General features: G+C 60.3%; 26 protein-coding genes and 4 pseudogenes. 10 read left to right on the top strand and 20 right to left on the bottom strand.

What is annotated here, in order from left to right; translation table 11 throughout:
* Positions 1–108 precede the first annotated feature (108 nt).
* The 3 genes from ROE7235_RS15320 to ROE7235_RS15305 all read right to left on the bottom strand — a co-directional run bounded on the left by ROE7235_RS15320 (position 109) and on the right by ROE7235_RS15305 (position 2,350).
* On the bottom strand, positions 109–1,116 hold the full coding sequence (locus ROE7235_RS15320) for a metallophosphoesterase (RefSeq protein ID WP_370743830.1): 1,008 nt from the start codon (positions 1,114–1,116) through the stop codon (positions 109–111).
* Positions 1,117–1,947: 831 nt separating this feature from the next.
* Positions 1,948–2,205, bottom strand: a complete 258-nt coding sequence (locus ROE7235_RS15310) for a hypothetical protein (protein ID WP_245963990.1) — start codon at positions 2,203–2,205, stop codon at positions 1,948–1,950.
* Position 2,206: 1 nt separating this feature from the next.
* Positions 2,207–2,350: a hypothetical protein gene (locus ROE7235_RS15305; protein ID WP_245963989.1), complete on the bottom strand. Its 144-nt coding sequence runs from the start codon at positions 2,348–2,350 to the stop codon at positions 2,207–2,209.
* 18 nt (positions 2,351–2,368) lie between these two features.
* Between ROE7235_RS15305 and ROE7235_RS15300 the strand changes: the two are divergent.
* From ROE7235_RS15300 to ROE7235_RS15290, 3 genes and pseudogenes are all read left to right on the top strand, one after another.
* A pseudogene (locus ROE7235_RS15300) lies at positions 2,369–2,464 on the top strand (IS66 family insertion sequence element accessory protein TnpB); the annotation flags it as partial.
* A gap of 59 nt (positions 2,465–2,523) precedes the next feature.
* A pseudogene (locus tag ROE7235_RS20885) lies at positions 2,524–2,886 on the top strand (transposase domain-containing protein); the annotation flags it as partial.
* A 145-nt stretch (positions 2,887–3,031) separates the two neighbouring features.
* A complete protein-coding gene (locus tag ROE7235_RS15290; protein WP_121096371.1) occupies positions 3,032–3,418 on the top strand; it encodes an IS66 family transposase in 387 nt (128 codons plus the stop codon).
* 381 nt (positions 3,419–3,799) lie between these two features.
* Here ROE7235_RS15290 and ROE7235_RS15285 read toward each other — a convergent pair whose 3' ends face one another.
* The 6 genes from ROE7235_RS15285 to ROE7235_RS15260 form a co-directional block, all read right to left on the bottom strand.
* Entirely contained in the window at positions 3,800–5,194 is a 1,395-nt protein-coding gene (locus ROE7235_RS15285) for an MATE family efflux transporter (protein WP_121096370.1), read from the bottom strand.
* Positions 5,166–5,576: a hypothetical protein gene (locus ROE7235_RS15280; protein WP_121096369.1), complete on the bottom strand. Its 411-nt coding sequence runs from the start codon at positions 5,574–5,576 to the stop codon at positions 5,166–5,168. The genes ROE7235_RS15285 and ROE7235_RS15280 overlap by 29 nt, the downstream gene beginning before the upstream one ends.
* Positions 5,560–5,835, bottom strand: a complete 276-nt coding sequence (locus ROE7235_RS15275) for an alpha/beta fold hydrolase family protein (RefSeq protein WP_121096368.1) — start codon at positions 5,833–5,835, stop codon at positions 5,560–5,562. The genes ROE7235_RS15280 and ROE7235_RS15275 overlap by 17 nt, the downstream gene beginning before the upstream one ends.
* The gene (locus tag ROE7235_RS15270) at positions 5,832–6,467 is read right to left on the bottom strand and encodes a cysteine hydrolase family protein (RefSeq protein WP_121096375.1); all 636 of its coding nucleotides are present in this window, start codon (positions 6,465–6,467) and stop codon (positions 5,832–5,834) included. Before ROE7235_RS15270 ends, ROE7235_RS15275 begins: the two co-directional genes overlap by 4 nt.
* A gap of 116 nt (positions 6,468–6,583) precedes the next feature.
* Entirely contained in the window at positions 6,584–8,827 is a 2,244-nt protein-coding gene (locus ROE7235_RS15265; RefSeq protein WP_121096367.1) for a xanthine dehydrogenase family protein molybdopterin-binding subunit, read from the bottom strand.
* Between the two features lie 3 nt (positions 8,828–8,830).
* Entirely contained in the window at positions 8,831–9,289 is a 459-nt protein-coding gene (locus ROE7235_RS15260) for a (2Fe-2S)-binding protein (protein ID WP_121096366.1), read from the bottom strand.
* 185 nt (positions 9,290–9,474) lie between these two features.
* On the opposite strand from ROE7235_RS15260, the gene ROE7235_RS15255 reads away from it, so the two are divergent.
* On the top strand, positions 9,475–10,500 hold the full coding sequence (locus ROE7235_RS15255; RefSeq protein WP_121096365.1) for a helix-turn-helix domain-containing protein: 1,026 nt from the start codon (positions 9,475–9,477) through the stop codon (positions 10,498–10,500).
* An 8-nt stretch (positions 10,501–10,508) separates the two neighbouring features.
* Here the strand turns inward: ROE7235_RS15255 and ROE7235_RS15250 are convergent, their stop codons facing one another.
* From ROE7235_RS15250 to ROE7235_RS15235, 4 genes are read right to left on the bottom strand one after another with little or no spacing between them, the layout of a single operon-like run.
* Entirely contained in the window at positions 10,509–11,015 is a 507-nt protein-coding gene (locus tag ROE7235_RS15250) for a hypothetical protein (RefSeq protein WP_147434228.1), read from the bottom strand.
* A 10-nt stretch (positions 11,016–11,025) separates the two neighbouring features.
* On the bottom strand, positions 11,026–11,703 hold the full coding sequence (locus ROE7235_RS15245) for an NAD(P)-dependent oxidoreductase (RefSeq protein ID WP_183073535.1): 678 nt from the start codon (positions 11,701–11,703) through the stop codon (positions 11,026–11,028).
* Positions 11,704–11,753: 50 nt separating this feature from the next.
* Positions 11,754–12,284, bottom strand: coding sequence for an anthrone oxygenase family protein (locus ROE7235_RS15240; protein WP_121096362.1), 531 nt, complete (start codon positions 12,282–12,284; stop codon positions 11,754–11,756).
* A 23-nt stretch (positions 12,285–12,307) separates the two neighbouring features.
* The gene (locus tag ROE7235_RS15235) at positions 12,308–13,084 is read right to left on the bottom strand and encodes an SDR family oxidoreductase (RefSeq protein ID WP_121096361.1); all 777 of its coding nucleotides are present in this window, start codon (positions 13,082–13,084) and stop codon (positions 12,308–12,310) included.
* 151 nt (positions 13,085–13,235) lie between these two features.
* Here ROE7235_RS15235 and ROE7235_RS15230 point away from each other — a divergent pair, with 151 nt between their 5' ends.
* The 4 genes and pseudogenes from ROE7235_RS15230 (at position 13,236) to ROE7235_RS15215 (ending at position 17,589) form a co-directional block, all read left to right on the top strand.
* The gene (locus ROE7235_RS15230; RefSeq protein WP_121096360.1) at positions 13,236–14,240 is read left to right on the top strand and encodes a helix-turn-helix domain-containing protein; all 1,005 of its coding nucleotides are present in this window, start codon (positions 13,236–13,238) and stop codon (positions 14,238–14,240) included.
* A 501-nt stretch (positions 14,241–14,741) separates the two neighbouring features.
* Positions 14,742–16,049 (top strand): annotated as a pseudogene (locus ROE7235_RS20625) (chloride channel protein); the annotation flags it as partial.
* Positions 16,029–16,544, top strand: a complete 516-nt coding sequence (locus ROE7235_RS20835; protein ID WP_281272869.1) for a CBS domain-containing protein — start codon at positions 16,029–16,031, stop codon at positions 16,542–16,544. The pseudogene ROE7235_RS20625 and the gene ROE7235_RS20835, both read left to right, overlap by 21 nt.
* Complete coding sequence (locus tag ROE7235_RS15215) at positions 16,531–17,589, top strand: extracellular solute-binding protein (RefSeq protein ID WP_183073533.1); 1,059 nt, start codon at positions 16,531–16,533, stop codon at positions 17,587–17,589. Before ROE7235_RS20835 ends, ROE7235_RS15215 begins: the two co-directional genes overlap by 14 nt.
* A 363-nt stretch (positions 17,590–17,952) precedes the next feature.
* Here ROE7235_RS15215 and ROE7235_RS15210 read toward each other — a convergent pair whose 3' ends face one another.
* The 5 genes from ROE7235_RS15210 to ROE7235_RS15190 all read right to left on the bottom strand — a co-directional run bounded on the left by ROE7235_RS15210 (position 17,953) and on the right by ROE7235_RS15190 (position 23,340).
* Positions 17,953–19,008 carry an ABC transporter ATP-binding protein gene (locus ROE7235_RS15210; RefSeq protein WP_121096356.1) on the bottom strand — a complete coding sequence of 352 codons (1,056 nt, stop codon included), beginning with the start codon at positions 19,006–19,008 and terminating at the stop codon, positions 17,953–17,955.
* Positions 19,008–20,111 (bottom strand): cellulase family glycosylhydrolase, encoded by a 1,104-nt coding sequence (locus ROE7235_RS15205; RefSeq protein WP_121096355.1) that lies wholly within the window; start codon positions 20,109–20,111, stop codon positions 19,008–19,010. Before ROE7235_RS15205 ends, ROE7235_RS15210 begins: the two co-directional genes overlap by 1 nt.
* 61 nt (positions 20,112–20,172) lie before the next feature.
* Complete coding sequence (locus ROE7235_RS15200) at positions 20,173–21,447, bottom strand: extracellular solute-binding protein (protein ID WP_121096354.1); 1,275 nt, start codon at positions 21,445–21,447, stop codon at positions 20,173–20,175.
* 22 nt (positions 21,448–21,469) lie between these two features.
* Positions 21,470–22,303 (bottom strand): carbohydrate ABC transporter permease, encoded by an 834-nt coding sequence (locus ROE7235_RS15195; protein WP_121096353.1) that lies wholly within the window; start codon positions 22,301–22,303, stop codon positions 21,470–21,472.
* The gene (locus tag ROE7235_RS15190) at positions 22,303–23,340 is read right to left on the bottom strand and encodes a carbohydrate ABC transporter permease (RefSeq protein WP_220669576.1); all 1,038 of its coding nucleotides are present in this window, start codon (positions 23,338–23,340) and stop codon (positions 22,303–22,305) included. Before ROE7235_RS15190 ends, ROE7235_RS15195 begins: the two co-directional genes overlap by 1 nt.
* Before the next feature lie 133 nt (positions 23,341–23,473).
* Between ROE7235_RS15190 and ROE7235_RS15185 the strand changes: the two genes are divergently transcribed.
* On the top strand, positions 23,474–24,490 hold the full coding sequence (locus ROE7235_RS15185) for a LacI family DNA-binding transcriptional regulator (RefSeq protein ID WP_147434227.1): 1,017 nt from the start codon (positions 23,474–23,476) through the stop codon (positions 24,488–24,490).
* A gap of 76 nt (positions 24,491–24,566) precedes the next feature.
* Here the strand turns inward: ROE7235_RS15185 and ROE7235_RS20615 are convergent.
* Positions 24,567–24,665 (bottom strand): annotated as a pseudogene (locus ROE7235_RS20615) (sugar ABC transporter ATP-binding protein); the annotation flags it as partial.
* 224 nt (positions 24,666–24,889) lie between these two features.
* Between ROE7235_RS20615 and ROE7235_RS15175 the strand changes: the two are divergent.
* Positions 24,890–26,086, top strand: a complete 1,197-nt coding sequence (locus ROE7235_RS15175) for an ROK family transcriptional regulator (protein WP_121096350.1) — start codon at positions 24,890–24,892, stop codon at positions 26,084–26,086.
* A gap of 346 nt (positions 26,087–26,432) precedes the next feature.
* Here ROE7235_RS15175 and ROE7235_RS15170 read toward each other — a convergent pair whose 3' ends face one another.
* Positions 26,433–26,621 (bottom strand): cytochrome b/b6 domain-containing protein, encoded by a 189-nt coding sequence (locus ROE7235_RS15170; protein WP_121096349.1) that lies wholly within the window; start codon positions 26,619–26,621, stop codon positions 26,433–26,435.
* Positions 26,622–26,724 lie beyond the last annotated feature (103 nt).

Below are 26,724 nucleotides of genomic sequence, written 5' to 3'. Positions count from 1 at the left end.
GCCCGCTGGTCAGCGCGATACGCACCGCATCTTGGCGAAATTCGTCCGTCCGTTTCAGTCCCATAGTTCATCTCCTTTGCTGCAGTAAATGCTATCAAAGGGGCGGCATCAAACCGTGACAGGTCCAAATAGGCCCTCTTCCCGCAAAGGCTCGTCACTGTTCCAATGGTAGACACAGGGCGCATCTGGATAATCCAGGCAGGCGGCCGCGGGGCCCTCAATCTGCGGTGTGCCTCGCATTTTATAGTGGCCCACCAAAACCGGCGGTTGATCCTCGTCGTAGAAGGTGATGTCGTCGTTTGCTTCGATGGGTGCGTCGGGCAAATCGTCGGGGTCGGGCACCGACAAGGCAGCCTCACGCCAAGTGCTTGGCCCGCTCCGCCACCATGCTATGCGAACATCGGTGCGGCAGTGGCCCGCATTATCGCGGAAGCTGATGCCGGGCGGCAGGGGGATTTCGGGGCCTGAGAGAAGCAGGTCGACCGCGCGGGCGAAGGGTGTCTCTTTGCGCGCTATCTCTTCCAGATCGTCCTCGCGCAGCCGTCCGTCCGGCCTGCGCGCCGCGATTGTCGCGATGGCACTTGGGTGCCAGCAGGCGTGGACAAGGCGCAGCCCGCCCAGATCCTGCCAGAGCGGGAGCGTCAGGAACCACTGCGTCTGCGCGATCGCCTCGGGCGTCCCGATCCCGAAGCGCGCGCAGAAACTGCCGTGCTGCGCCAAGTTTTTCGGGTCGTGCTGGCGTAAAGGCCGACCCTTGGCATCAGCGCGGTGGAACAGCAGCGCATTCAGTTCATGATTTCCCATGACGGCCAGCGCCTCTCCCGTCTCAACGAGAGCCATGACCCGGTGGAGCACAGTTCCATCGTCGGGGTGCGCCACGTTCTTGCCTGCATCGATGAAGTCACCGAGAAAGGCGATCTGTGCTTGCCTTGGGACGAGGCGAAGACTTGCGTCCAAGCGATTGGGGTCGGCGTGCAGGTCAGGGATGATTAGCGTCTGAGTCAGTGTCGGTCTCCGTCGATGTGGGCATGTCGTTCGAGTGCAGTCGGGCTGGTCTGGATTGGCACCGAACGGGATGTCGAGAATTAGAGGCTTAGCCAAGCCAGCATGCGACATCGTCAGGCGACGGTGCAATACATTCCGTGGCCGTCAAGATTGGATGCCCGTTGCAACGCGCTTCAATCACGACTGCTTGGCAAGTACTAATGGCACGAACCATTCGCCAGTTTTCTCATATGTTATCTGCTCAGTGCGTCGTCATCGACAACAACCAAATAGCGAACGGTATAATCCGACTTGCTATAACCCAAGCAGAGGTTGAACCGCGCGCGTTTTCCCGACCCTGCGCCCAGCTGGGCATGTGATCATGTTCTAGTGCAAAGATTGCAATCACCATCTCCCCAACATCAGCCTCGTCGGACTGACACCTCGGGACGATCATCTGCGGTCGATAAAGGACCAAGATCTAAATAGAGCTAGCATAGAAACGCGGACCAACTGGGTTGCAGGTCACTTCCGGCATGAGATGAAAGCGACGTTCGCCTTAGCCCTTTGTTTTCCAAGTTTACGGCAAATGGTCTTGCCAGCTGGTGTTCGAATTGGCTCGGCCGATCCAGCTGCAGCTTAGATGCTCAGTTTTGCCGATTGCGAAATGCGAATGGGCGCAGTCAGGATCGCAACGTGATGCGGCAACAATTCGCTGTGCCTCTTTGAAACAGTAAATCCGTGAAACGGGCCGGGCGTGTTGCGTCGTTCGAGGCATTCGGTGCTTCTTGGCGCTTGCCCCCCATTCACCAACAGGCTCGAGCCTGATCGCGGAGGACCGAGTAATCTGCCAGCCATTCAACGATCACGGCGCCTTCGGGCAGCGCGGCCAGCTCATCCGCCACGCTTGCCTGCTCAGTCCGAGAATATTGAACCACCGGCGGGCAAGCGCTGGTTGGGGCATCAGAATTTGCCCCCGCGCAGGCTGTAAAGAAGATCATCCCGGCTGCGAGGGCGGTGGGCGGCTGCATCCAGCATCTGACGTTGAATGGCATTTGTGCGCTCCAGTTGGTCCAGCCGCTCGGCGGCGCGGCCCGCCCGTTCACCTGATCGACGAAGGTTGAGAATGAACAAGGCGATGGTGAGCGCGACGAGGGCTAGTGCCGCCACCCCCCCCGCGCCCAAGGCCGAGCAAGCAGCCCGACTATGATGCTGCCCCACATCAGCGCAGCCCTTTCTTCCAGTAATCAGTCCGCGCCCAGACGGCGACGGCTATCCCACCCAGCGCCAGCGCGATAAAGAACCAGCGCAGCGTGTCGAGATACGGCACCAGTGGCAGAACGGCGCCTTGCGCCTCGGCCAGCACTTCCTGCCCAACTTCGACAAGATCGCGCTGACGCCGGCGCAGCTGGCGATGCTGCTGGAGGGGATCGATTGGCGTTTGCCGCAGCGCAGCTGGACGCCGCTGAAGGCGGGATAAACCGAGCGCGACCGCACGTTTGGGATTCCTGTCTTAACCTTGTTTTGCTATGATTGGCCATGCTGGACGTGGCCAAATCCCTGCCCGAAGATCCCGAGGAACCACGCCGGTTCACGACGCTTCTGCTTGCCGAGGTGAAGTCGCAGGCGATGCTGATAGAGAAGCTGCGTCACCAGCTGGCCGGTCACCGCAGCCATCGCTTTGGCACCTCGTCGGAGACGATCGTACAGCTTCAGCTGGCGCTCGAGGCGAGCGAGGTCGCCGTCGCCAAGATGACCGCGAAGCTGCGGCTTTCGGACGAAGAGAAGAAGGACAAGTCGAAGCGCCGTCCCATCCCGGATCACATCCCGCGCCAAGAGATCGAGCTGACCACCGGCGACGAGGACTGTGCCCATTGCGGCGGAACCCTTCGCCGCCTCGGCGAGGATGTGACCGAAGAGCTGGAGTATGTGCCAGGCGCTCGACCATTGTTCTTGAACCAATGGCGAACAAGTTCTCACCATCGTAAACCGGATCGTTCGTCGCCGCATGGCCTGTTCCGGTTGCGAAGCCTTCACCTAGGCTGCTTTGCCATCGCGACCGATCGAGCGCGGTCGCCCCGGCCTTGGCCTGCTGGCCCATGTCCTGGTCTCCAAATATGCCGACCATCTGCCCCTCTATCGCCTGAGCCAGATCTTCGAGCGCGAGGGGCTCAACCTCGACCGTTCGACACTGGCCGATTGGATCGGCAAGTCCACCGCACTGCTGGAACCGCTCGCCAATGCCATCGGGCGGCATGTGCTGGCAGGACAGGCGATCTTCGCGGATGGTGAGCCATCGCGTCGCCATGCGTTCGAGAACGATGGCGAACCCGGTGAAGATGCTGGCACCCAGTACCGGCAAGACGGCGACAGCGCGTCTCTGGGCCTATGGTCGGGACGACCGGGGGGCAGGTCATTTCGTCCGCGCAAGTGACACCGAAACTATGAAAATGCTGCTGTTGGCTCGAATGTCCGCAATACGAGATATGGCTGCCGTATCTCAAAACCATAACGACGGTCGGCTATGCCGTGAGCGACAAGCAGTCTGCGGCGATGTCGGCAAGACTGATCAAGCCCACCATCTGAATAGCTGATCCTCCTGGCTCATGATCGTGGCAAATGCCCTGTGCCCCGTGGGTCGTGCATAAAACATCTTCGTGGTAACACGCCATCGGTTTGGCGGTGGTTGCGATCCGACTGACCGGGCCTTGGCCTTGGGACACGCCGTTGCGGCATCTGACGGGTCTCTTCTGTCGGGGCGGCTTTTGCCGTTGGTCGAAACGGCCTACCCCACCCGCGCGATCAGCGCGACCGATCACCGGCGTCTGTGCATAAGGCTCATGAGTCGGGCCTGGCGGTCGAAGGGTTTTTCGGACACGGGCGAGCGTCCGGCGTCCTTCATCAAGCGCCGCACCATTGCCACCCCCACTGCGGCGAAAATCACGCCACCTAAAGCCTGACCGATCAGGACACCCGCTGCCCCGAGCAGCGCGCCGCCCACCAGCACGAAGGGCACCGTCCCCAGTGTGTGCCGCCCCCAGTTGATCCAGGTGGAGCGGAACGGATAGCCCATGTTGTTGAAGGCCGCGTTGGAGACAAAGATCACCCCGTTGAAGAAGAACGCCAGCGCTAGCGGACCGCAGAACAGCACCAGCAGGTCACGCGTCACCCCCTCGGCCTCGAACAACCCGATGATGGGGCCGCGCAGGGCAAAGAGGATCGCGGTCATCGCCAGAGTGAACAGCCCGCAGAACAGCAGCCCGTCGCGATAGGCTTGCCTGACCCGGTCCATCCGTCCGGCGCCGAAGTTCTGGCCGATCACCGGGCCGATGGCACCGGATAGCGCGAAGATCACGCCGAAGGCCACCGGGGTCATCCGGCTCACGATGGCCATCCCCGCCACCGCCGCCTCGCCGAAGCTGGCCATGGCGCGGGTGACGACGGCCTGCCCGACAGGCGTGGCCAGTTGGGTCAGGATCGCCGGGCCGGCGATGGTCACGATAGGCACGAAGGCGATGGACATCTCCGGCAGACCGGGCCGCACCAGCCCGCCGTGGTGGCGAAAGATCGGGATCAACGCTGTTCCCGCAATCGCCAGTCGCGCCGCGACGCTTGCCAGTGCAGCCCCCGTCAAGTCGAGCCCCAGACCGAAGATCAGGATCGGGTCGAGCACTGCGTTTACCAGCGCCCCCCAGATCGTCGCCATCATCGCGCGACGCGCATCGCCATGGGCGCGCAGGATCGCGCCGCCCACCATGCCGACAATCAGGAACGGCAGGCTGGGTACGATGATTTGCAGGTAATGAACGGCAAGATCCAATGTCTCTCCCGTCGCCCCCATCAACGCCGCCAGCGGCGCAAGGTTCAGCCAGACCGCCGCCGCGAAAATTGCGCCGAATACCACGCCCCAGACCAGCGCCGCCGCCGCTTGTGCCTTGGCCAGTTCCGCGTCACCTTTTCCCAGCGCGCGCGCCACCAGCGCACCCGCCGCAATCGCCATGCCGATGCCGAAAGACGTCGTAAAGAACAGGATCGCACCCGCGTAGCCCACAGCCGCGGCCAGTTCCGCGTTGCCCAACATCGCGATGAAGACCATGTCGATGAAGTCGACCGCAAAGACCGCCATCAGCCCGACCGACGACGTCAGCGCCATCACCGTGATATGGCGAAAGAGGTTGCCCTCAAGAAATACGGCGCGCGCTTCGGTCATGGGGCCTCCGGTTTGATTTATGGTCGATCAAGACACCCTTATGACAAGAGGTCAAGGTTCTGCGCTCGGCACTCATCCAATGGGATTTGGCCCGAAGCAGCAAATCCAACGCCCCTATAATGGCGATTGGCCCCGAGGGGTAAGGCGCTGGCGTGGTCCAGAGCGCGGCATTGACGAAGGTGGCCAAGCCGATCCCGATGATTGCGAATGCTGCGCTCATGGCCGATGCGATGCCTGCGAGCGCGACGTGTTCGCGGCGGCGCGCGGCGAGGGCAAACATGACGACCATCGCCAGAACCGCGACCGTATAGACATGCCAGGAGAAATGGTGCCTCCACAAGACGTCTGGCGCGTGGCCGGATGCTTCAAGCGGCCCCAACATCTGCGGAGGCCCAAGCCATTCGTGTGTGGCCACACCCAGCATCGCCCACCGTAACGCGGCGCGCAGGATCGGAGCCGCCGTGGTTGGGTAGGTCCACTGCCACGACGTCAAAGCTTTGCGATATCTGGTCCCACCAATTTCGGCAGGTCAGAACGCTCATCGGTTGTGGCGAGGCCAGCAACATTTGCGGTTTGCCCGCAGTTCGGCTGGCCGCAAAGCGGACCCCGATCCCGTCTATGATCGTGGTCTGGAATTTCATGTGTCCTGTTTTTTGGCCAAATGGTTCAACACCTCTGCCGTGGTGAGAATCGCTTGCGCATAGGTCGGACCATTGATCTCGTGGGCAGCGTGCATCGCTTCCGCCGACATGGCCGCCGTTGCATCGCGGACCAGCGTCACATGATAGCCAAGTTCGGCCGCAACGCGTGCCGATGTCTCGATACAGGTATTGGCGATCAGCCCGACAAAGATGACATGCGTGATCCCGCGCTGGCGCAATTGCACGTCAAGGTCGGTATTGGCGAAACTGGACGCGCCCCAATGTTCTTTGACGATAATGTCGCCGTGGTCGGGGCCGAACCCCTCGTAGAACGCTCCGCCCCAACTGCCTCCGGCGAATAACTGGTATTCATGTGCCGCGGCCTGCGACGGTGTCAGGTGCGCCCATCCCTCGAAATCCGTGGCGTGGTGCCGGTGATGTGGCAGGATGAAGATCGGCATACCCACATCGCGGGCCGTCGCTCGGATCTGGGCAAGGTTGGCATGAAGGCCAACCGATGTGGCGACCTCGCTCAGGGCTGGCCACATCTTGCCGCCTTCTGCAAGGAAGTCGTTGTACGGATCGATGCACAGAAGCGCAGTCGTGCCGCGGGGGTATGCAGTTTCGGTCATGGTATTCCTTTCTGGCAGTGTCATGTCGCCGTGCCCGCTCAGTCATGTCTCGGACAAAGCTGCGCGCACGGCGTGCGGGATGGATTTGGTCGTTAAGATGGTCGTCATTGCAGCTTTCACGCGAAGTCCACCGATTTGCTAAACGGCATCTCGCGCAGGCGCTGGCCTGTCGCGGCAAAGATTGCGTCGGCAAGCGCGGGGGCTGCCGGGGCGGTTGCAGGCTCGCCCAATCCGCGGACCCTCTCGGCAAGGCCAAGAAGTTGGGTGTGGAAGCGCGGCGTCTGGTGCAGGCGCATGCCCTCGAACGCGTGGAAGTTGGTCTGCTGCACTGCGTGGTTCTCATAGGTGAGTTCGCAATTCATCGCGTGGCCAAGGCCGAAGATCGCCGCCCCGGTCAACTGCGCCTCGGCGTTCACAGGGTCGAAGACAGTGCCGCAATCTGCAGCGATCCAGACCTCGTCGATGCGAATGCCACGGTCCGTAATTGTCACGTCGATGACCTCTGCCACGGGCACGCCGTGGGTGTGGGCGAAGGCGATGCCGCGCCCGCGTCCCGGCCCGATGTCGGCACCGGACCAATTCGACATTGCACCTACCGCTTCCAGCACGCGGCGGCTGTCGGCGTCTGCGATCAGGCGCAAGCGTTCCTCCAGCGGGTCGGCTCCAGCGGCGTGGATCAGTTCGGACAGGAAGCTTTCATGGAAAAAGCTGTTGGAGCAGGCTCCGGGTGAGCGCCAGGAGCCGACCGGCATCAGCGGCGGCGCGGCGTAGCCCGTCACGCGGTAATTGGGGATCGCATAGGGCTGATCGAAGGCGCCCCAGACCAACATCGTATCCGGCCCTGGCGGCACGATGAAGATGCGGCCGAACCACGACGAGACAAGCGAGGGGCTGATGCTGTCGAGATCATGGGCCAGCACGCGGCCATTCCCCACCGCGCCCCGGCCAACGGCCATGTGCAGGGGCCGGGGATAGTCATGGGTCATGTCCTCTTCTCGGCTCCAGGTGGTCTTGATCGGCGTTCCGGGCATCGAGGCGGCGATCTGGATTGCCTGCACCACGTAATCATGGTCCAGCCTGCGACCGAAGCTGCCACCTGCGGGCAGCGCATGAACAGTGACCTGCGACGGATCGAGGCCTGTGATTTCGACAGCGGCATCGCGCACCACGGCGGGGATTTGCGTCGAAGTCCAGATCTCCACCTTGTCCGGCTCGACCAGCACCGTCGCGCAAAGCGGCTCGAGTGCGGCATGGGCAAGGAAGGGAGCGCGGTATTCCGCCTCGATCACGGTGGCCTCGCTCAGTGTGGTTTCGACATCGCCATCGTCGCGCAGGCGGCTGTTTCGGAACTCATCCGTGCGCGCATCCGTCAGCGCCTGCCACATCTCGGCAGAACTGGCGGGATAGTCAGGCGGGAGCCAGCTAACCTCCAGCGCCTGCGCCGCCTGAAACGCGAACCATGTGTTGTCGGCAATGACGGCCAGCCCCTCATCCACCTTAACGACCGACCGCACGCCTTGCATCGCAAGGGCGGCATCGGCGTTGTAGCCCGCCATGGCCCCGCCTCGCCCCGGGTTTGCGCGCACGGTGGCGTGCAACATGCCGGGCAGGACCATGTCGATCCCGTAGTCTTGCGTGCCCGTCGATTTCGCGACGATGTCGAGCCGTTGGTAGGGCTTGCCCAAGCGCGTCCACTCGGAGGCAGGTCGCAGTGTCACATCGGTGATAGGCTTAATCGCCGCCGCCTCGGCAGCAAGATCGGTATAGGGAATGCGGGTCCCGTCGGGCAAAACGACATGCCCATCCTCGGTCCGCAAGTCGGCGCTTGGGACGCCCGCGCGCGCAGCCGCTGCAGCCTTGAGGGTTTCACGGGCGGTTGCACCGGCCATGCGAAGGGTTTCATGCAAATCCGCGACAGACGACGATCCGCCGGTGAACTGCGAACTGGTCAACCGCGCGACATGGCCCATCAGGTCGCGCACCGTGCTGGCGACGAACCCATGATCCCAGCCGGCGAATGGCATGCTTTCCGCCGCAACGGCGGCATTAAAATAAGCCTGATGCGGCTGGCCGGGGTCGAGCGTGGCGGTCGCGGGGTCGATGTCCAACTCTTCCGCGATCAGCATGGCCTGAGTCGAGGCGATGCCTTGGCCCACATCCGCGCGTGGGACGATCAGCGTGATTCCGTTCGGCGTGATCTTGACGAATGGGGTGAGGGCTGCCTCGCCCTGAGCCAGACCCTCCAACAGGGGGTTTGGCGTCGGGCGGATGACGAAATACGCTCCGAAGGCGACCCCGCCGAGGATGGCGGCCGACCCGATCAGGAAACTGCGGCGGGCAATGGTTCTGGGGCGTCCCATCTCTTACGCCTCCCGCATTGCGCTGGCCGCAGCGTGGACAGCGGCGCGGATACGGGGGTAGGTCCCGCAACGGCACAGATTGCCCGACATCGCGGCGTCGATATCGTTGTCAGTCGGCTCCGGGTTGCGGGCAAGCAGGTCGGCGGCCTGCATGATCTGGCCGGATTGGCAGTAGCCGCATTGCGCCACCTGTTGGTCGATCCAGGCCGCCTGAATGGCGTGCAGGGCATCGGGCGTTCCCAGCCCTTCGATCGTCGTGATCTGTCCCCACACATCGGCCAGCGCCACTTGGCAGGATCGGACCGCCTCGCCATCAATATGCACCGTGCAGGCGCCACATTGCGCGATTCCGCAGCCGTATTTGACGCTGGTGATGTTCAGTGTGTCCCGCAGCGCCCATAGCAGCGGCATGTCGTCTGGCAGGTCAACCGTATGATTGGTGCCGTTTATCGTAAGGTCCATGGCTTTCTCCGGTCGGCTGGTGGACGAGACTTTGCATATCGGTCACTCCAAGCTAGGCCCCGCAGCGCAATGCTGCGATATGCATATGTGGTCAGACGCATGCAGATTGGGTCAGTAGGTATTCAGAGGCTGGTCTTGCCCACCATCGCGTGGCAATCAGGCAAGAAAATTGAGAGCTTCGACGCATGGATACTTCACGGACCTTTTCCCTGTTCATGGCGACCGACGTGGCGTGCCGCATCCTCGGCGTCGATCCGAAGGTGATGCTCGAGACCGCTGGCCTTGGCACACTTCCTTATGGCCGGACCGAGCTGCGCGGTACGGCGCAGCAGTATTTCGATTGCTGGAACACGATGGAGGTGCTGTCGCCGCGCCCCGATTATGTGCTCCACCTTGGTATCACGATTTCACGCGGACCGGTGATCCCGGTCTTTTTCACGCTGTCTTGTGCGCCCGACGTGGAAACCGGCCTGATGCGTCTGGCGCAGTTCAAATCGCTCTTGGGTCCGACCCTTATGCGGGTGTTCCGAGATGGCACGCTGTTGCGGCTGGAATTCGACAGCGTTGATGCCCGCGTCCCGATGCCGCCCAGCTTTGGCGCGCTGCAACTTGTGGTCGCGGTCGAGAAGATTCGCGGGGCAGCGGCCCATCTGGTCTGCCCGGTTGCAGCGGGTTTCGATGGACCCGAGGAGGAGCGGCGTATGATCGCCGGTCATCTGGGAGTCATGCCGGAGCGATCGCATGCCGCTTACGTGGCCTTCTCGGCCGAGGATGCGAAACGCCGGTTCATTTCCGAGAATCCCGCCCTCTGGGCCGACATAGAGGCCGACCTGAAGCTTCAAATGGTGGCGCAGTCGGACCGTTGGCCCATCGCCGAGCGGGTGCGGGGCGCCTTGGTCGATCTGATGCCAGCAGGGCGCACTGGGGCAGAGGATGTGGCTATTGCCCTCGGGATCAGCCGCAGCACCTTGCAGCGGCGATTGCGCGAGGACGGCACCTCGTATCAGGAGGTGCTCGACGCCACGCGACGCGATATGGCGATCCGGTATCTCACCAAGACCACCCTGCGCGCCGACGAGATCGCAAATGTGCTCGCCTATCGCGATGCCAACAGCTTTTCGAGAAGCTTTCGCAAGTGGACGGGCCAAGCGCCAGTTGCCTTTCGTCAGGGAATGGAGCGCCCTACGACGTGGACAGGGGAGGCGGAGTAGGCGCCGGGTCATCGCTGCTCGGCCTGCCGCTGGGCGATTGACCCGGCCTCTGCCCGACCGATCACAACTAGAAGGGCGACTACCGGCACGGCGATGGCAATGATGACCCGCAGGCCATGCAGCCCAAGCCATGTTGCACGGATCGATGATGCCTGCTCGGCAGTATAGCTGTCCCAGATCAGCAAGATGTTCTGTGGAACGAAATAGCCCAGCGTGAACACGGTGTTCGCAACATAAAGCCAGATCGCGATCATCCAGGTGCGCCGGATGGGCCGGTCCTGCCAATCGAGACGCGCTGACAGCACCAGCCCGACCAGCGTTATCATATTGAGCGGAATGATGGTGAGGGCGAAGTTCACGAACTCGTCCCAGAACCCCGCCCGCCAGTCTTGCGGTTCGGTCCCCAGCCAACGGATGCCGTAGGACAGAAGGATCAATAACCCACCCCCCGCAAACGCTGCAGAGGCCACGATTGGAGTCATGTTGACGGTCTTGCGATAGGTTTCGTTGGTCACGGTTTCTTTCTCAAGGCTTGGGAGCGACAAAGGGATAGGTGCCATGCAGTGACGCATCTTGCACGGCGCTGACCGTGAAGGCGCCGAGATCGGCAAAGGTGATGGCGGCGAAACTGGCTGTGCGGCTGGCGACCAGCAGGGCACCTCCCTGTTTGTCCACGATCTTTCCCGGACGGGTGACGATGGTATCGAAGGCGACATCGCGATTGGCCGCAATGAACTTCGTGACCGCTGTGTTGTCTCGGAGCATCTCGGTCGCACCGGTGAAATAGGCCGCTACAGGGGCGAGCAGCTTGAGGATCGCGGGATTGGACCCATCGGGTTCGGGAACGAAGAACACCGACTGGAACAGAAAGGTTCTGACCGAAGCCTCCGCATCGAGAATGGGCCAGATCCGCGCAATGAAACGAGTCATCATGCCCCGGTCATAGCCCTTTCCATAGGTCCCGCCCGCGCAACAGATCACATGAGTGGCGCCCATTACAGTCTCCCGCAGGGCCTCGACATTGTCGAAATCGCCCGCAATGACCGTCAGCCTGTCATTCTTGATGCGCAGTTTTCCCGGGTCCCGTGCCAATGCCCGGACCCCATGACCCTGCTGAAGGGCATGGTTCAGAACATGGCGGCCGGTCTGGCCGGTGGCGCCAAACACTGCGATTGTTACATCGGTCTGCGGTTCACTGGTCATGGCGATATCCTCTGGCGAATGGGGTCGAGCCGAGCGCGTCATGGGGGGCATCAGCGCGGGTCGCTGGCGGCCATGGCACGCAGTGCGTAGACAGGAATGGCAAGGGTGATCAGGACGCGCGGGATGTGGCCCAGGAGCCATAGCCCGCGAGTTGTGCCTGAGTTTTCTTCGGTCACCGGACCGACAAGGGCGATGCTATTGTAGAAATCCAAGGCATCACCCACGGGTGACCCGATCGCCGCCGCAAGGCGCACGTTGAGCGGCATGTGATAGAAGACCGTGATCAGCGACACGGCCAGATACAGCCACAGCGCAATCACCCAATTGCGCCGAGCCTTAGGGTTATCGCGGTCCAACCTGGCCGACAGGACAAGGCCCACCAGCATCGCAAAGAACAGCGGCATGATCGTGTAAAGGAAATTGCTTAATTGGGGAAAGAACTGCGCTACAAAATCTGCGGGCGCGAGGGTCAGCCAATAGATCCCCATCGACAGTCCGATGAAAGCATTGGCCCCGAAGAAGCCAGCCGCGGTGATGACCGATAGTGCATGGACCTGAGCGCGGGACGTGTCGGACAGCATGACAGTAGCCTTTTCGCTGGGGATTAATGAAACTCGGTCTTTGCGAACTGACGGAATAGGAAAGCCGGTGCGATCCGGCTCATCCACTTGATCTGACGCGATTGACCCAGCAGCATCTCTGTCTGGTTTCGGCGCAATCCGCTGATGATGTCTCGCACCACATCGGTAGGCTTCATCTTCTTGAAATTGCCGGATTTCAGGGCCTTGGCCATATCGGTATCGACAACAGGCGGCAGGGCCTCGAACACGGTGACGCCAAGAGGTCGCAACTGGTGCCGCAAGGTTTGCGCGCAATGATGGATCAGGGCCTTTGTTCCAGAATAAACCGGAGTTCCCGGTGATGCGACGAAGGCGATGCCCGATCCGATGAACAACACCCCGGGTTGCTCGCTCTTTGCCAGCAACGGCAAGGCGCGCCGCGTCAAGGTCAGCGGTGCCGTACCGTTGATCGCGATTTCGCGTTCGATCTTTTGCAGAGTGTCGGGATCGGTGTTGAAGTCATAGGCTAGGAAAATGCCCGCATTGTTGATCAGAAGATCGAGGCGGCCATGCTGGGCCTCGATCTCCGACAGAATCCGCTCCTGATCCTCTGCTATCGTCACATCCCCCGCGATAGCCTGCGCCCCGGTCAGGTTCCCGGCCTCGGCAAGCCTGCCCGCGTCACGCCCACAGATGATAACGCTGTTGCCAAGCGCGACAAGCTGACGGCTCAGCTCAAGCCCGATGCCCGAACCGCCGCCGGTGACGAGTATGATTTTCGATGTCAGGTCCAAGCCGATCTCTCCAAGCAAAAGTGTCAACGTTTAGGTAGGCTTGTTGCTTGGTCTTCTTCTACCTCTTGCAACTTGCAGATCGTATCAATAACTTGCAGATCGGCTCACAGCCATTGCGTGGTGAGAGGCGAGCGTTTCTAGTGCGGCAAGAGGTATTTCCGCCCGAAAGGCCCCCGGCATGAAGTCGCAAGAACGTTCCCCGATCTACACGTCCTCGGTCCTGTCGGGACCGATCTGCGGGATGCTTGGCCTGAATTGGGATAAGGTTCTGACCCGTGCGGGCATTCTTGCGACCGAGCGCAACGACCGGGCATTTCTCGTGACCGCCGAGGAGTATCTGCGCCTCTGGAATGCCATGATGGATCTCTCGGGGCAGCAGGACGTGTCCCGGCTTCTCGGATTGCGGATGGCGGGCGGCCCGGCGATCCCGGTCCTATTCGCGCTCTCCACCGCTCCGGATTTCGAGACTGGCATCACGCGCATGGCACAATTCAAGAGCCTGTTCGGACCGATGCAATTTGTTGTGTTGCGCAGCCCGTCGGAATTTACCGTGCGCGTCGCCCCGGACGTGACCACCGCCCCTTTGCCCGGATCGTTCAGCAGCCCCCAGATCATCTATCTGCACGCACAGGCCAATGCGCTGGCGCGTCATGCGATCCACCCGCTGCGTGTGTTCCTGCCGCTGCCGCAGGACGAGCGCGAGCGTCTGACGGAGATTTTTGGCCAAGTCCCCGAGCATGGCGACGCCATGCTGACCTATGCCCGCGCCGATGCGTGCGTGCCCTTCGTTTCGGACAATCCAGAGCTTTGGGAGGCCACGGAAGCGGATCTGCAAAGCCAGGCGATGATCCAGTCCAAGGGCTTGCCTCTGTCGGACCGGGTCCGCGCGACAATGCTGGAGGCTTTCTCGATCACCGAACCCACGATCGCCCATGTGTGCGGGCGCTTGAAACTCAGCCGAAGCACACTTCTCCGGCGTCTGGACGACGAGGGGATCACATACCAGTGGCTTCTGGACGAAACGCGAAAAGATCTGGCGGTCCGCTATCTGGTTAAAAGCAACCTGAACAACCAACAGATCGCGCATCTGGTCGGCTATCGCGACCCGAACGCCTTCCAGCGCGCCTTCCGGAAATGGACAGGGATGACACCTCAAACACTGCGTTCCGGGCGCGCGAACTGACGCGAGCGCTATGTCGATTGGCGACGCTTGCACCGCGTCATCCGTATTGCAGCTTGGCAAGTAGACCCAGAAGCTCAGAACGCTCGCCGAGGCCAGATCCGCGTCAGCACCATACGGCAAACGAAGGTTAATTTGCAGGCATGTCGACAAACAGGACACAGCCCAAATGCGCCCCAATGTCGCCCTCGGCGGCAGGCCACCGGCGGTGGTCTTTTGGCTGAGAGAAGCTGAAAACCAACCCGAACAGCTGGGGCAGAGAATAGCTTTAAATGCGCCAGATACTGTCCAATAAATGGTGAGAAGCTCACGTCCGAAGCCGACAAGACAAGTTGCCAATACCAATTGAGATGCGAAAATTGGCTAGCAGTGGTTTCGGTCGTTGGCTCGAAAGTCGATCTTGCCGACACCGCGAATGGCGCTGCCTCGCGTGTTCCGCCAAGGTTGTGAGAAGCCACCGATAGGCCAACGCGCCGCGGTCGCCGTTGTCGCGGCGCTGCATTGATGGTCCGGTTTTTATCGCGGTATCGGCGACGTTGCGCCCTCATCAAAAGTGGTTCATGCTTCATTGCGATGACCGCAGGACCAAACACCATCCCGGCGCCACCGCTCTTACGCATGTTTGTCTTGACCGGTGTGGCGCTTGCCGTCGGAGGCGCCGCTTCGCTGGCCGCCATCGCACTAGTGGAACTGGTGTCCCTGCTGAACACGGGATTGCTGGTCGCCCCCAAGGCGCGGGTGCAATGGGAAAGCCTGCCTTGGTTGGTGGCCTCGACCACGGTCCTTGTGCCAACGCTTGGCGGGCTGATAGTTGGCTTGGCACATCGCCATATGTCCCCTGCTGGTCGACCGCTGGGGCCGCCCGACGTGATCGAGGCCGTGCAGTTTCACAAGCCGCTCCCAAACCTGCGCAGCGGGGTGATCTCGACCGTGACGGCTGCCCTGTCGCTCGGCGCGGGGGCCTCGGTCGGCCAATACGGGCCGATGGTCTATCTTGGCGCGATCTTCGGCAGTTTCGCCCGCCGTTTGCGTCTGGGCGTGCCGAACCTTGCCAGCATCGCCATCGGCTGCGGCGTGGCTGCCGCGATCTCGACGGCCTTCAACGCGCCGATTGCCGGCGTGCTATTCGCCCATGAGGTCGTCCTGCGCCACTATGCGACGCGGGCCTTCGCGCCGGTGACGGTTGCATCGGTGACCGGCTATGTCATCGCCAACGTCGTCTTCGAACGTCCCGCCCTGTTCCGGATCGAGTCTCCCGGCATCGCACATGGATACGAATTCGTTCTTGTTGCAGTTCTTGGCCTTCTCGTGGCAGCAGGGGCCGTCGTTTTCATGCGGCTGCTTCTGGCCATCGGGCCGGGGTGAGCACGGTGGATCAAGCGACTCGAGTTGCGCACCGCCGTGGCGGGTCTCGCGGTCGGTCTGACGGCGCTGGCCATGCCGGACGTGCTGGGCATCGGCACCTCGACCCTGCGCTTTGCCACCATCGACGGTGCCTTCGCGCTGGGCGAGGTGATCGTGCTGATCGCTGCCAAGACCGTGCTGACCGCCCTGTGCATCGGCGCGGGTTTCTCGGGCGGGGCCTTCAGCCCCTCGCTTCTGATCGGGAGCCTGATCGGTGTCTTTTTCTGGACCGTGGCGTCGGCGTTTGCCGTCGTGCCGACCTCTGGCGCGGCGATCTACGCGATCAGCGGGATGATGGGCTTCGCCAGTGCCGTGATCGGCGCGCCGCTGACCTGTATCCTCATCGTGTTCGAACTCACCCGGAACTACGATGTTACCATCGCCGCGATGGTTTCGGTCGTGTTTTCCAACCTGGTATCGCATCGCGTTTTCGGCCGCTCCCTGTTCGACGTGCAACTTGCCCGGCGCGGCATCGATTTTTCCCTCGGACGGGATCGGGCGCATCTCGCGGCGCTGAAGGTCGTCGACCATCTTCAACCCGAAGCGGTCACTGCCACCGCGGATGACGCGCCGGAGCATGTGGCCGACCGTTTGCTCGAACAGGGATGGCGCGAAGCCTTCGTTCTTGACGGGGACGGCAGGCTGTTGGGTGTGTTCACGCCCGGGGCCCACGGCGATATCGGAAGTGTCGGGTCGGGCGCCGTTCCGGCAAGACTGATCTTTGACGACGCAACCGACCTTGCAGAAGCGATGGAACGCCTGCGTGGCTTCGTCGGAGACGCGGTGCCCGTGGTCTCGGGCGAGAGCGGAAAATACCTCGGCGCGGTGTCGGAGGCGGATCTCGTTTCTGCCTGGCTCGATGAATCGGCGCGTCTGCGGAGAGAAGAGAATGCGTCTGTCTGATCTGCTTCTGGTCTTATCGCTCATCGCGGCGCCAGTCGCCGCTGAAGAGTTGACGATCGTGTCCTGGGGAGGCGCGTACGAGGCCGCGCAGCGACAGGCCGTCATCGACCCCTTTGCGACGCAGACCGGTCTCGACCTGAAGGTGACCGTCTACGATGGAAGCTGGACCGCGCTGGCAGAGCGCGGCTCTGCCGAGGGCTGGGACGTCATCGACATGCTGGCCGATCAGGCCAGCGTCGCCTGTGCCAAAGGCTTGCTGCATGAGATCGACCCGGATACGCTCTTTTCTCAGGCAGCGTTGCAGGACTTCACCCCGTTCGGGCCTGATCGATGCGCCGTCCCGCAAAATGCTTATGCCCGCGTCATGGCCTTCGATGACCGGGCCTTTGCCGGCGTCAAACCGACCCGTATCGGGGATTTTTTCGACACCACTCGCTTTCCCGGCCCGCGTGCTATTCAGCGCAGTCCGGATGGCATTCTCGAATGGGCGCTCTTGGCCGAAGGCGTCCCGCCCGAACAGGTCTACGGCCTGCTCAGCACCGATCGCGGGCTAAGGCTGGCGTTCCGCAAGCTCGACACGATCCGGGACGACATCGTCTGGTGGGACGACCCGGCGGAACCCGCCGAAATGCTCTCTGATGGCCGGGCTGTCATGGCAGCGGGTTTCAACGGACGGTTCTTTGACGCAGCGCTGCGCGACCGGGCGGCCATCGATATCGTCTGGGATGGCCGTATCGTCGGGATCGAGGTCTGGGCGATCGCCGCCACCACTGATGAGCCCGACGCCGCGCGCGATTTTATCGTTCACGCGACCACGCCTGCCAGTATGGCGCGCTTTGCCACACGCATTCCCTATGGCCCCGCACGCCGGTCCGCTTTCGACCGGATCGGGCTCAACCCTGACACCGGCCTGCCGATGCGCCCCTACCTGCCCAACGCTCCTCAGCACGGGGGCCGGATACTCGTTCAGGATAGCAGTTGGTACGCGAACACTGAAGAGCTGCGACAGCGCCGTTTTCGCGGCTGGCTTGACACGGCAGAGTAAGCCGAGCCGGTTCGTCTCTTTGTCCGGCATTTCGTCCAATTGCCTGATCGATCAGCATAGTTTCCCGCAGGCAGGGCCTCAATTTCGTCCTTGGCGCATGGCGCAGTACGCGACACATCGGGCTCGGGGCGAAGCTCAGCTATGGAGGAAGCTCAGGTCCGCTTTGGGACGTTTTTGGCGCAACAATTGAACAATGCCAGCACTCAAGGTTCACGGCACGAGCAATAGGCCGTGCGCCCGCGACGGCGCTTCACCGTTCCAATGGTACGCGCCGACACACCGCCGCCAGTGATGGAAATGCGGTCCACCGCTGTCCCGTCAGGCTATGCTCCGGCAGCCTGAACCTGTGCCGTTACGGGTTTATCATGCGCGCAGGCGCTGTTCGGTTTCTGCGTCAAACAGGTAGAGCCGCTTGGCGTCAAATTTCAACCCGACACGCTGACCTTCGCTGACCGGCTCATCGCCGCGCTCTTCAATGACGATCTTTTCACCGGTGTCCGAGACAAGATAAGCGAAGGATACGCCGCCGAGGGTTTCCACAAGATCAACGCGCAGGGCATCGCCTGCCGGGTCGATCTCAAGATGCTCGGGGCGGAGCCCGGCTGTTACCGCTTTGCTTGTCTTACCTATCGGGTTGGGGGCGGTCATCTTCAAGGCCTGGATCGTGACGCCATCTTCCCCTGATGTCGCGTCGAGGAAATTCATCGCAGGGGAGCCGATAAAGCCCGCGACGAACTTGTTATCAGGATCCCGGTAAAGGTCGAGCGGTGAGCCCACTTGTTCAATCCGCCCCAACCGCAGCACCACAATCTTGTCGGCCAGTGTCATGGCCTCGACCTGATCATGGGTCACGTAGATCATGGTTGCGCCGATTTCCTTGTGAAGGCGCGCGATTTCCACACGCATCTCAACCCGCAATTCGGCGTCCAGATTGGACAGTGGTTCGTCGAACAAGAACACCTCTGGACCGCGCACGATTGCCCGGCCAATCGATACACGCTGGCGTTGACCACCTGACAGGGCGGCGGGTTTACGATCAAGATACTCATCCAGCTTCAGAATGCCGCTGGCCTCAGCCACTTTCGCTTCAATCGCGGACTTGGGATGGCCGTTCATCTTCAAGCCAAAGCCCATGTTTTCTTTGACCGTCATATGCGGGTAAAGCGCATAAGTCTGGAACACCATCGCCACGCCACGTTCTGACGGGTCCATGGTGGTGACGTCGCGCGTGCCGATGGTCATCTGGCCAGATGTCGTTTCCTCAAGACCTGCGACCATACGCAAGAGCGTGGACTTGCCGCACCCCGAGGGGCCGACAAACACACAAAATTCGCCATCTTTGATCTGCAAATCAATTCCGTGAATGACCTGTATCTCGCCGTATTGCTTGATCACGTTGTTCATCTTGACGCCTGACATCAGATAGCCGTCCTTTCGTGCTTGCGCGCATTGCGTCCGGTCAAGCGCCGGATGGTTTCTATTTCGCGTTGATCGTAGGGACGGCCATCTTCGTGCAGCAAGTCATGGAACCAGATTTCGCGGGATGCGTCGCCTCCGTGCGCTTCCACGAGTTCGGCCGGCCAAGGCAACCATGTTTGCGTCCGCCCTTTGACCAGACCCCACTGAAAACTGCCGACCAGACGGTCGTGAAACAGCTCCAGCTGATCGCTGATCTGGCTGTCCACTGCGCGTGCCATCCATTCGGTGCACAGGATGGGCCGGTCAAGGACCGACAGGACGTCAATGAACTCGGAGACGCGGGCACGGTTCCAATAGGCGTGAAAGGTAATGATATCGGAATGGAGCAGCGCACTGCGGTCGATTTCTGTCTGGTAGGGGTGGCTGTCATCGCCGGGCAGGGGTGTAGTCCAAGCCGCCACCGTAAGCGGTTGTGTCGGACGCTCGGCGCGGGCCCATTCAAAGCAACTTTCCATCAACGACAATGCGCTGTTTTCCAGTTCAGAAGCATAGTGTTCGTAGTCACCGTCGGCGAAATTCATCCGGTTGCCCGGTTCGTTATACAGATCCCAGAACAGGATGCGGCGGTCGTCACGAAATTTTCTCACCATTGCTCGGACATAGGATTGCAGGTTGTCCCGCTGAGCGGGGTCCATCACGATCGCCCGACCCGGGGACGCAACGGCGCGGCTGTTATGAACACCGGGCACGGGGTCGGCTTGCGGTCCCCAAACGGGCTCATCACCGCCAAAGCCGCAATCATCAAACAGACACGGAATTACATCAATTCCCAGTCCATGTGCGACAGTCATCACGCGATCCAGCCGATCAAATGTTCCGTCGGGATCGTTGGCCCAGCCTAGGTACGGCAGATTGATACGAACTGCGTTGAAACCGATATTCGCGGCCCAACCTAACTCGCGTTGGATGGTTGGCATATCGAAGGTTTCCGGGTGCCACATCTCGATGAAATTTACAGCCGTCGAGGGCAAGAAGTTGAAACCACAGACCCAGGGGCGACCGAGCCACCAGTCTTTGGCATGTTTGCTTGTCCAGCGTTCCATCTGTTTAACCATCTCTCAAATAGAGCACCGCCCCGCCGGTAACAGCGGGGCGGTCGTTTTGTTACCGGTCCAGCAGGTCTTGAACTTCGATCTCGGCATCAGCCAAGGCGGTCTCTACAGGCTTGTCTGTCAGCCAGATCGCCTGAAGCTCACGGTTCAGCACATCCTGGATCGCGCCGTAACGCGCGGATGGTGGCGTGTCACGGGCAATGGCGGCGGTTCCGGTGTATTCATCACGGTGTGGCAGGGCCTGATACTCGGCGCTTTCGACAACGGATGTGCGCACGGACATGTGGCCTGTGCGGGCCCAGTCGATGTTGTGATCGTTGATGAACGCAAGAACCTTCAGCGCAGCCGCACGCTGCTCACCTTCCAAAGATGACGGAATAGCCCACATATGGCTGTCCGCCCAGGTGGCGCCCGTTTCAAACAACGTCGGGAAATCGGCAACGTAGTAGTTGTCCAGACCTACCTCTTCCTTGGCGGCTTCGGCGGTGTAGAAATCCACCACCCAAGTGCCGTTGACCAGAATACCCGCTTCGCCATTCAGAAAGGCTTGCTGGCTGTCGGCATAGTTGAGCTGCGGATTGGCAAGCCCGGCATCAAACAACTGCGTGATGGCCGTGACCGCGTTCTGCCCCGCCTCGTTGTTGATGGTGGCCGTGCCGTCATCGGTGAAGATGTTGGCGTCTTGTTGCCACATCAGCGCCAACACAACGCGCACCCCAATGGGGAATTGTGCGAAATCAGCAGCAAGGTAATCCTGACCAGTGGCGTCTTTGAACTGCTGGGCGTGAGCGAGCAATTCGTCCGGGGATGTCGGCAGCACAGGCTTGCCGTCCATGACCAGACCGGCCTCTTCCATCAGATCCATGTTCACATGCCAGAGGTTGGCGTGGAAATCCATCGGAACACCATAGATGCCACCATTGTAGCTCACCGCGTCCAAAGCAGCGGGCGACCAGTCGGAGGCGTCGATACCTGCGCCCTCAAGCTCACCCGAGATCTCGGCGAGAGCGCCCAGACCTGCGAACTCCGGAACGCGGTGGCGGTGCATCACATGCACGTCGGGTGGCGTGCCGCCGGCATAGGCGGCTTTGACCTGATCGTAATAGTTGCCCCAGTCAGTTGGCAGCGTATTGATGCTGATGCCGTCCAATTCAGCGTCAGCCGCATTGATAATCGACTGGATGATGCAAGCCTCGCCATCGGACGTTGTTGTGTCCGTGCCTGCGTCTTCACATGCGCCGAAGAAGCGGCCCAGTGTTATCTCTTGTGCGGGTGCCATTGTGGCGACCCCTGCGGCCATAGCCGCGCCTAGAAGCACATATTTCATAAGTTTCCTCCCTTGATGTGCGTTAGCCCTTTGATCCGCCGGCGGTCATGGCTTGCACCACGTACCGCTGGAAAATCAGGAACAAGATGACAACCGGAAGGGACGCGATCACGCCCGAGGCCATGACACGGCCCAGCCCTTCTGATTGCGCGAAGTTCGATTGAATGGACGCAAGGCCCAAGGTGATCGTGAAATACTCTCGCTGCTGCGCTGATACGAGCGGCCAGAGGTAATCGTTCCATGCGTAAAGGAACGTCAGGATGGCCAGCGTCATCATGGCCGGGCGCGCCAACGGCAGCATGACATACCAAAAGATCTTGAGCCAAGTGACGCCGTCAAGACGTGCGGCCTCCTCGATATCTTTGGGAATTGCCTTGAAGAACTGCATCATCAGGAACACGCCAATTGGCACCGCCATGCGCGGCAGGATCAGCGCGTGATAGCTGTTGTGCCAGCCGAACTCGGCGAACATCGTATAGAGTGGTATGAACACCGCTTGTTCCGGTACCATCAGCCCAATCAGACAAATCACCATCACCGTGCGCTTGAATGGAAATTCCATTCGCGCCAGCACGTAGCCTGCAGTGGTCGAGACAAAGAGCACTCCCAGTGTCATGCCCACAGCCACGATGATGGAGTTGAGGAACCACCACGGCGTTTGGCCAAAAGTAAACAGCGCTGCATAATTGTCCCATGTGAAGGGCAATGGGATCAGCCCGAAGAAGGTCGAAGATGTCGTGCGCGCCAAGACCTCGTTGGGTTGGAACGACAAAGACACCATCCATATTGTCGGCACGAGCCACAGGAATGCCGGGATCGAAATACCGAGGACAAGCCAGTAGTAGCTGCGATTCATCAGCCCTTCTCCCGTCCGATTACAAACTGAATGATCGAGAACGACCCCATGATGAGGAACAAGAAAACCGCCATGGCACTCGCACGGCCCAACTCGCTGTCGCGGAAACCGGTCTGATAGATATAGCGGACCAGGACCTGTGTTGAATCGTTCGGACCGCCTTGGGTCATCAGGTGTGCCTGTCCAAAAACCTGAAAATGCAGAATGATTTGTAGGATCACGACCACAGAAATGGTGCGGGTCAGGTTCGGCAGAGTGATAAACCAGAAGGCTTTCCAACCACGCGCATTGTCCAGCGCCGCGGCTTCATAGATGTCTTTCGAGATGTCTTGCAACCCCGCAAGAAATAGGATCATCGCGATCCCGAGCGACCACCAGACCGTCGCGATCACAATAGCGGCCATGGCGAATTGCTGATCCGTCAACCAGTTTATGGGTGTGCCGCCGAGAGTTTCGGTGATGTTCGCGATCAGGCCTTGGCGGGGCGAGAACATGATCTGCCAGATCAATGTCACAACTGTCACAGACAGAACCTGGCTAAGAAAAAACAGCGTGCGCAGGGCGCCCATCGCCCGGGTCTCGCGGTTTAGTGCTGCCGCAAGAAGCAAGGCTGATATCGTCACTCCGGGCACGGCAAAGGCCACAAACACCAGGGTGTTGCCGACCGTCGGCCAGAACCGTCGATCATACCAGCGGCCCCCTTCGCCGGGATGGAAACCGGGGAGGAACACCAAGAGCACAGATACGATGCCGAGGGCGATCGCATTGAACCGGCTCAAACGGTTCATCCGGCGAAGGAAGACGGAAAGCACCAAGCCGACCAGCCCGAGGGTCTGAAGGATGGGTGCATTGAAAAGCGACCATGTGATGTCCTTGCCCCACATCACCCGTTCGTAATTGCGCGTGCCCACAAACTCTTTTGCGTCCGGGTTGAAGGCAACAGCCAGCAGATTCCAATCATGAAGGCTGATCCAGACACCACGAAAGAACGGGTAAACAAGAAACAGGGCATAGGTGGCCAGGAACGGCGTGAGCAAAAGCCAAGCTGCCTGCGCCTGCGATAGCCTTGAACGTGAAGCCATTCGACGCCCCTCCCAGTAGCGTTGATTCTTCTTGTGGTAATATTATTAGCAATATTTATTAGCATTGAGCAAGGGAATTTAGAATTCTGTGAAAAAAGCCAATGAAAATAGTACGTCACGGGTGACGATGAAGGATGTCGCGCTTCATGCAGGCGTGTCGCAATCTACTGTGTCCTTTGTCCTGAACGGACTTGAAGACATGCGTATCAGCCGTGAAACGCGCAAGCGGGTCAAAGAGGCTGTCGATGCTCTGGGCTACCGCCCTCGCGGCGCGGGACGTCCCCCGAAGTCTGCCGGACTTGGTGTTATCGGTCTGATGCTGGATGAAATCGCAACAAGCCCCTTTGCCGCAATCTCGATCGAAGGTGTACAAGAAGAAGCTTGGAAAAATGACATCATTGTAGAAGTGGTAATGACAGGGGGAGATCCGCAATATGAGGCGGAAGTTCTGAAAAAATGGGCGCATGACGGTGTCATTGGCGTCATCTACAGCTCTATTCTGACACGAGAGGCGAAACCGCCGAAAGGGTTTGCGCGCCACCGCGTGGTTATGCTGAACTGTTACGACGCCGCTCGTCAGTATCCTTCTGTCGTTCCGGCCGAGCGGCGCGGCGGCGAGGAAGCGACCAAGGTTTTGCTCTCAGTAGGCCATCGCCGCATCGCCTTTATTACTGGTGAAAGCTGGATGGAGGCGTCCGACCAGCGCATGGAAGGGTATGAGCGGGCATTGCGTGCGGCACGCATCCCTGTCGATCCGTCCCTGATTGCTGAGGGCAACTTTCTTCCCAGCGGTGGCCGTGAAGCAACGTTGAAACTGATGGCCGGCAAAACCCGCCCCGACGCGATTTTCTGTGCGAATGATCTTATGGCAGTGGGATGCTACGAAGCACTCAAGGAATTGGGGGAAAAGATCGGGGAAACCATCGCGGTGATGGGATACGATGACCAAGAGATCGCCCAACACCTATCGCCAAGCCTGACTACTGTTCTGCTGCCGCACAGAGAAATGGGGCAGTGGTGCGTCAAGGAGCTCCTCAACCCGAGAGTGGAGCCAACGAGCGATCGGATGGAGTGCCCCGTCGTCATGCGAGAGTCTCACAAATAGTGTTTTGAACCTTTCGGTACTCGATTGAAATGGCCGCCAAAACAACAATTCGCGCAACCGAAGCGAGATGGCGGTTCTACGCCGGTGCCTCCTTCGCCCCCGTCATGAACGCGACTGCGTCTGACATCGTGTAGTCTTTGGGATCAATGACACACAATCGTTTGCCGAGGCGGTGACCCGGCAGATGTGATGGCAGCAAGAGCAGTGCCGATGAGCAACTTCTTCATGATGTCCTCCCAGACAATTTTGATGTCGGAGCCTCCACCCCGACGATTGTGCGACGTGACTGCGCTCGCCGCTCTCTCTTACGAAACGCGATTCCAGAGCGGCTGTCAATTAGTTAGTTAACTTTTCTTATAAATATATTTACCTGCCGTGTATGACTGCTATGGTGGAAGCATGGAAGATGGACTTGTCAGATCAATCAGCACTGGCCTTAGCCAGAAGGGTGTTCGCGATCACAACGAACGGCTGTTACTGTCGCTTTTGCAGCGCCATGGTCCGATGCCGGGAAGCGATTTGTCAAAGCTGGCGGAACTGTCGCCTCCGACGGTGTCGAGCATACTTCGACGGCTCGAGAGTGAAGGCATTCTCGAACGCGGGGATCCAACGCGTGGCAAGGTCGGCAAGCCATCAATTCCAATGCGGCTTGCCCCAAACGGTGTATTTTCTTTCGGGCTCAAGATCGGGCGCAGGTCTGCCGATCTGGTACTCATCGACTTGACGGGCGAACTACGCGAAGAGCGTCGATTGACATATGCTGTTCCAAGCCCTGACGACATTTTCGATTTCCTTGAAGAGGGTGTCCGCAGCATCATAGCGGCGATGGATAACGACCTCGCAGCGCGTGTTTGTGGCATCGGTATTGCTGCTCCGTTCGAGATGTGGAATTGGCACGATCCGTCGGTGGATTTATCCGCGACGCTTTCGCCATGGGAACACATCGATTTTCGGCTGGAAGCGCATGCGCGAACGGGTTTGCCCGTGCTGCTTTTGAACGATGCGACCGCTGCCTGTCAGGCAGAGCACACCTATGGTCGCGGTAAAGAATTTCAGGATTACGCGTATTTCTTTATCGGTGCATTCATTGGCGGCGGAGTCGTCTTGAACAATTCGGTTTTTGAGGGGCGGCAAGGCAACGCAGGCGCACTTGGATCGCTGCGAAGCATCGGCCCAAACGGCGAAAGCAGGCAATTGGTCGATATGGCGTCGATCCACCAGCTGGAAATGCGACTGCGTGAGGTCGATCTCGATCCGCAACAGCTATGGTCTGACCCCGAAAGCTGGCATTCGCTATCTCGCTACGTTGACCCTTGGCTGGGCCAGACGGCCCAGGAGCTGGCGAAGGCTGCGCTGTCAACCTGTTCGGTCATCGACTTCGAAGCAATCCTGATAGATGGGGCCTTTCCCGCCAGTGTTCGCGATGATCTTGTAAACCGGGTTCGCCGCTATGTCGTCACTCAGGACACCCGTGGCCTGATCCCACCCCGCATCGAAAGCGGTAGCATCGGAGGCAAGGCCCGCGCAATCGGTGCCGCGACACGGCCAATCGGTGCGCAGTTCATGATGCAGGCAACTGTCGGGGGCGCTGCCTGACGGATGCTCTACGGGAAAACGGGTTTTCGGGTTTGTGGAAGGCTCTTGCCCGCTGGATTTGCGGTTGTCACGCGCCGCGCTGTCCTTGGAGGTTCGCTAGGGACCGCTCCGCATCATGCCGTGTTGGGCATAGCAGAAGCAACAGGGTGATATTGCTACATTTGCGCGGTTCGCGATTTCGAAACTTGAGAGCGGACAAATGCAGATCGACAGACGTTGCTGGTCGTGATCCCGGCCCTCTAATTGCACCGAAGCTTGTCTGACAACCGACGCGACCGTTTGAAAGGTCAGTTTCATCGGCCTATCAATGCGGAGGGTCGGGCCCCGTGTTGGGGCCCGCCCGGTGTCATTCGGTCGAACGCTTGCGGCCTGTAACCATGGCGCGAACAAGGTTTTCGCCATGTGCGTGGCTGGCCCAGACGACCCCGGCGAGGTGCAACAGGATCAGAAGCAAGGTGGCATTGGAGGCAAATTCGTGGATCTCCTCGAACGCCTCGCCGCCCTCTGTCTCGAGAAACGCGCGAAAGTTGGTGATGCCCTGAGGGGCGGCATATCATGGCGGTGTTCAGACGCCGTCAATTCTCAGTCGAGAAAGGGATATGCCACATGCCAGAGACTACCATCACTGAACTGCCCGA

This window comes from Roseinatronobacter ekhonensis (assembly GCF_900499075.1).
Classification (GTDB): Bacteria; Pseudomonadota; Alphaproteobacteria; order Rhodobacterales; family Rhodobacteraceae; genus Roseinatronobacter; species Roseinatronobacter ekhonensis.
Note: the sequence above shows the minus strand (reverse complement) of the source record. Positions and strands in the feature narration are given on the sequence as shown.

What these genes read in the sequence shown, in the direction of transcription:
- ROE7235_RS15320 (WP_370743830.1), bottom strand. Translation starts at nt 1,116, where the DNA reads ATGTCGCATGCTGGCTTGGCTAAGCCTCTAATTCTCGACATCCCGTTC.
- ROE7235_RS15285 (WP_121096370.1), bottom strand. Translation starts at nt 5,194, where the DNA reads ATGACCGAAGCGCGCGCCGTATTTCTTGAGGGCAACCTCTTTCGCCAT.
- ROE7235_RS15280 (WP_121096369.1), bottom strand. Translation starts at nt 5,576, where the DNA reads ATGTTGGGGCCGCTTGAAGCATCCGGCCACGCGCCAGACGTCTTGTGG.
- ROE7235_RS15275 (WP_121096368.1), bottom strand. Translation starts at nt 5,835, where the DNA reads ATGAAATTCCAGACCACGATCATAGACGGGATCGGGGTCCGCTTTGCG.
- ROE7235_RS15270 (WP_121096375.1), bottom strand. Translation starts at nt 6,467, where the DNA reads ATGACCGAAACTGCATACCCCCGCGGCACGACTGCGCTTCTGTGCATC.
- ROE7235_RS15265 (WP_121096367.1), bottom strand. Translation starts at nt 8,827, where the DNA reads ATGGGACGCCCCAGAACCATTGCCCGCCGCAGTTTCCTGATCGGGTCG.
- ROE7235_RS15260 (WP_121096366.1), bottom strand. Translation starts at nt 9,289, where the DNA reads ATGGACCTTACGATAAACGGCACCAATCATACGGTTGACCTGCCAGAC.
- ROE7235_RS15255 (WP_121096365.1), top strand. Translation starts at nt 9,475, where the DNA reads ATGGATACTTCACGGACCTTTTCCCTGTTCATGGCGACCGACGTGGCG.
- ROE7235_RS15245 (WP_183073535.1), bottom strand. Translation starts at nt 11,703, where the DNA reads ATGACCAGTGAACCGCAGACCGATGTAACAATCGCAGTGTTTGGCGCC.
- ROE7235_RS15240 (WP_121096362.1), bottom strand. Translation starts at nt 12,284, where the DNA reads ATGCTGTCCGACACGTCCCGCGCTCAGGTCCATGCACTATCGGTCATC.
- ROE7235_RS15230 (WP_121096360.1), top strand. Translation starts at nt 13,236, where the DNA reads ATGAAGTCGCAAGAACGTTCCCCGATCTACACGTCCTCGGTCCTGTCG.
- ROE7235_RS20835 (WP_281272869.1), top strand. Translation starts at nt 16,029, where the DNA reads ATGGTTTCGGTCGTGTTTTCCAACCTGGTATCGCATCGCGTTTTCGGC.
- ROE7235_RS15215 (WP_183073533.1), top strand. Translation starts at nt 16,531, where the DNA reads ATGCGTCTGTCTGATCTGCTTCTGGTCTTATCGCTCATCGCGGCGCCA.
- ROE7235_RS15210 (WP_121096356.1), bottom strand. Translation starts at nt 19,008, where the DNA reads ATGTCAGGCGTCAAGATGAACAACGTGATCAAGCAATACGGCGAGATA.
- ROE7235_RS15205 (WP_121096355.1), bottom strand. Translation starts at nt 20,111, where the DNA reads ATGGAACGCTGGACAAGCAAACATGCCAAAGACTGGTGGCTCGGTCGC.
- ROE7235_RS15200 (WP_121096354.1), bottom strand. Translation starts at nt 21,447, where the DNA reads ATGAAATATGTGCTTCTAGGCGCGGCTATGGCCGCAGGGGTCGCCACA.
- ROE7235_RS15195 (WP_121096353.1), bottom strand. Translation starts at nt 22,303, where the DNA reads ATGAATCGCAGCTACTACTGGCTTGTCCTCGGTATTTCGATCCCGGCA.
- ROE7235_RS15175 (WP_121096350.1), top strand. Translation starts at nt 24,890, where the DNA reads ATGGAAGATGGACTTGTCAGATCAATCAGCACTGGCCTTAGCCAGAAG.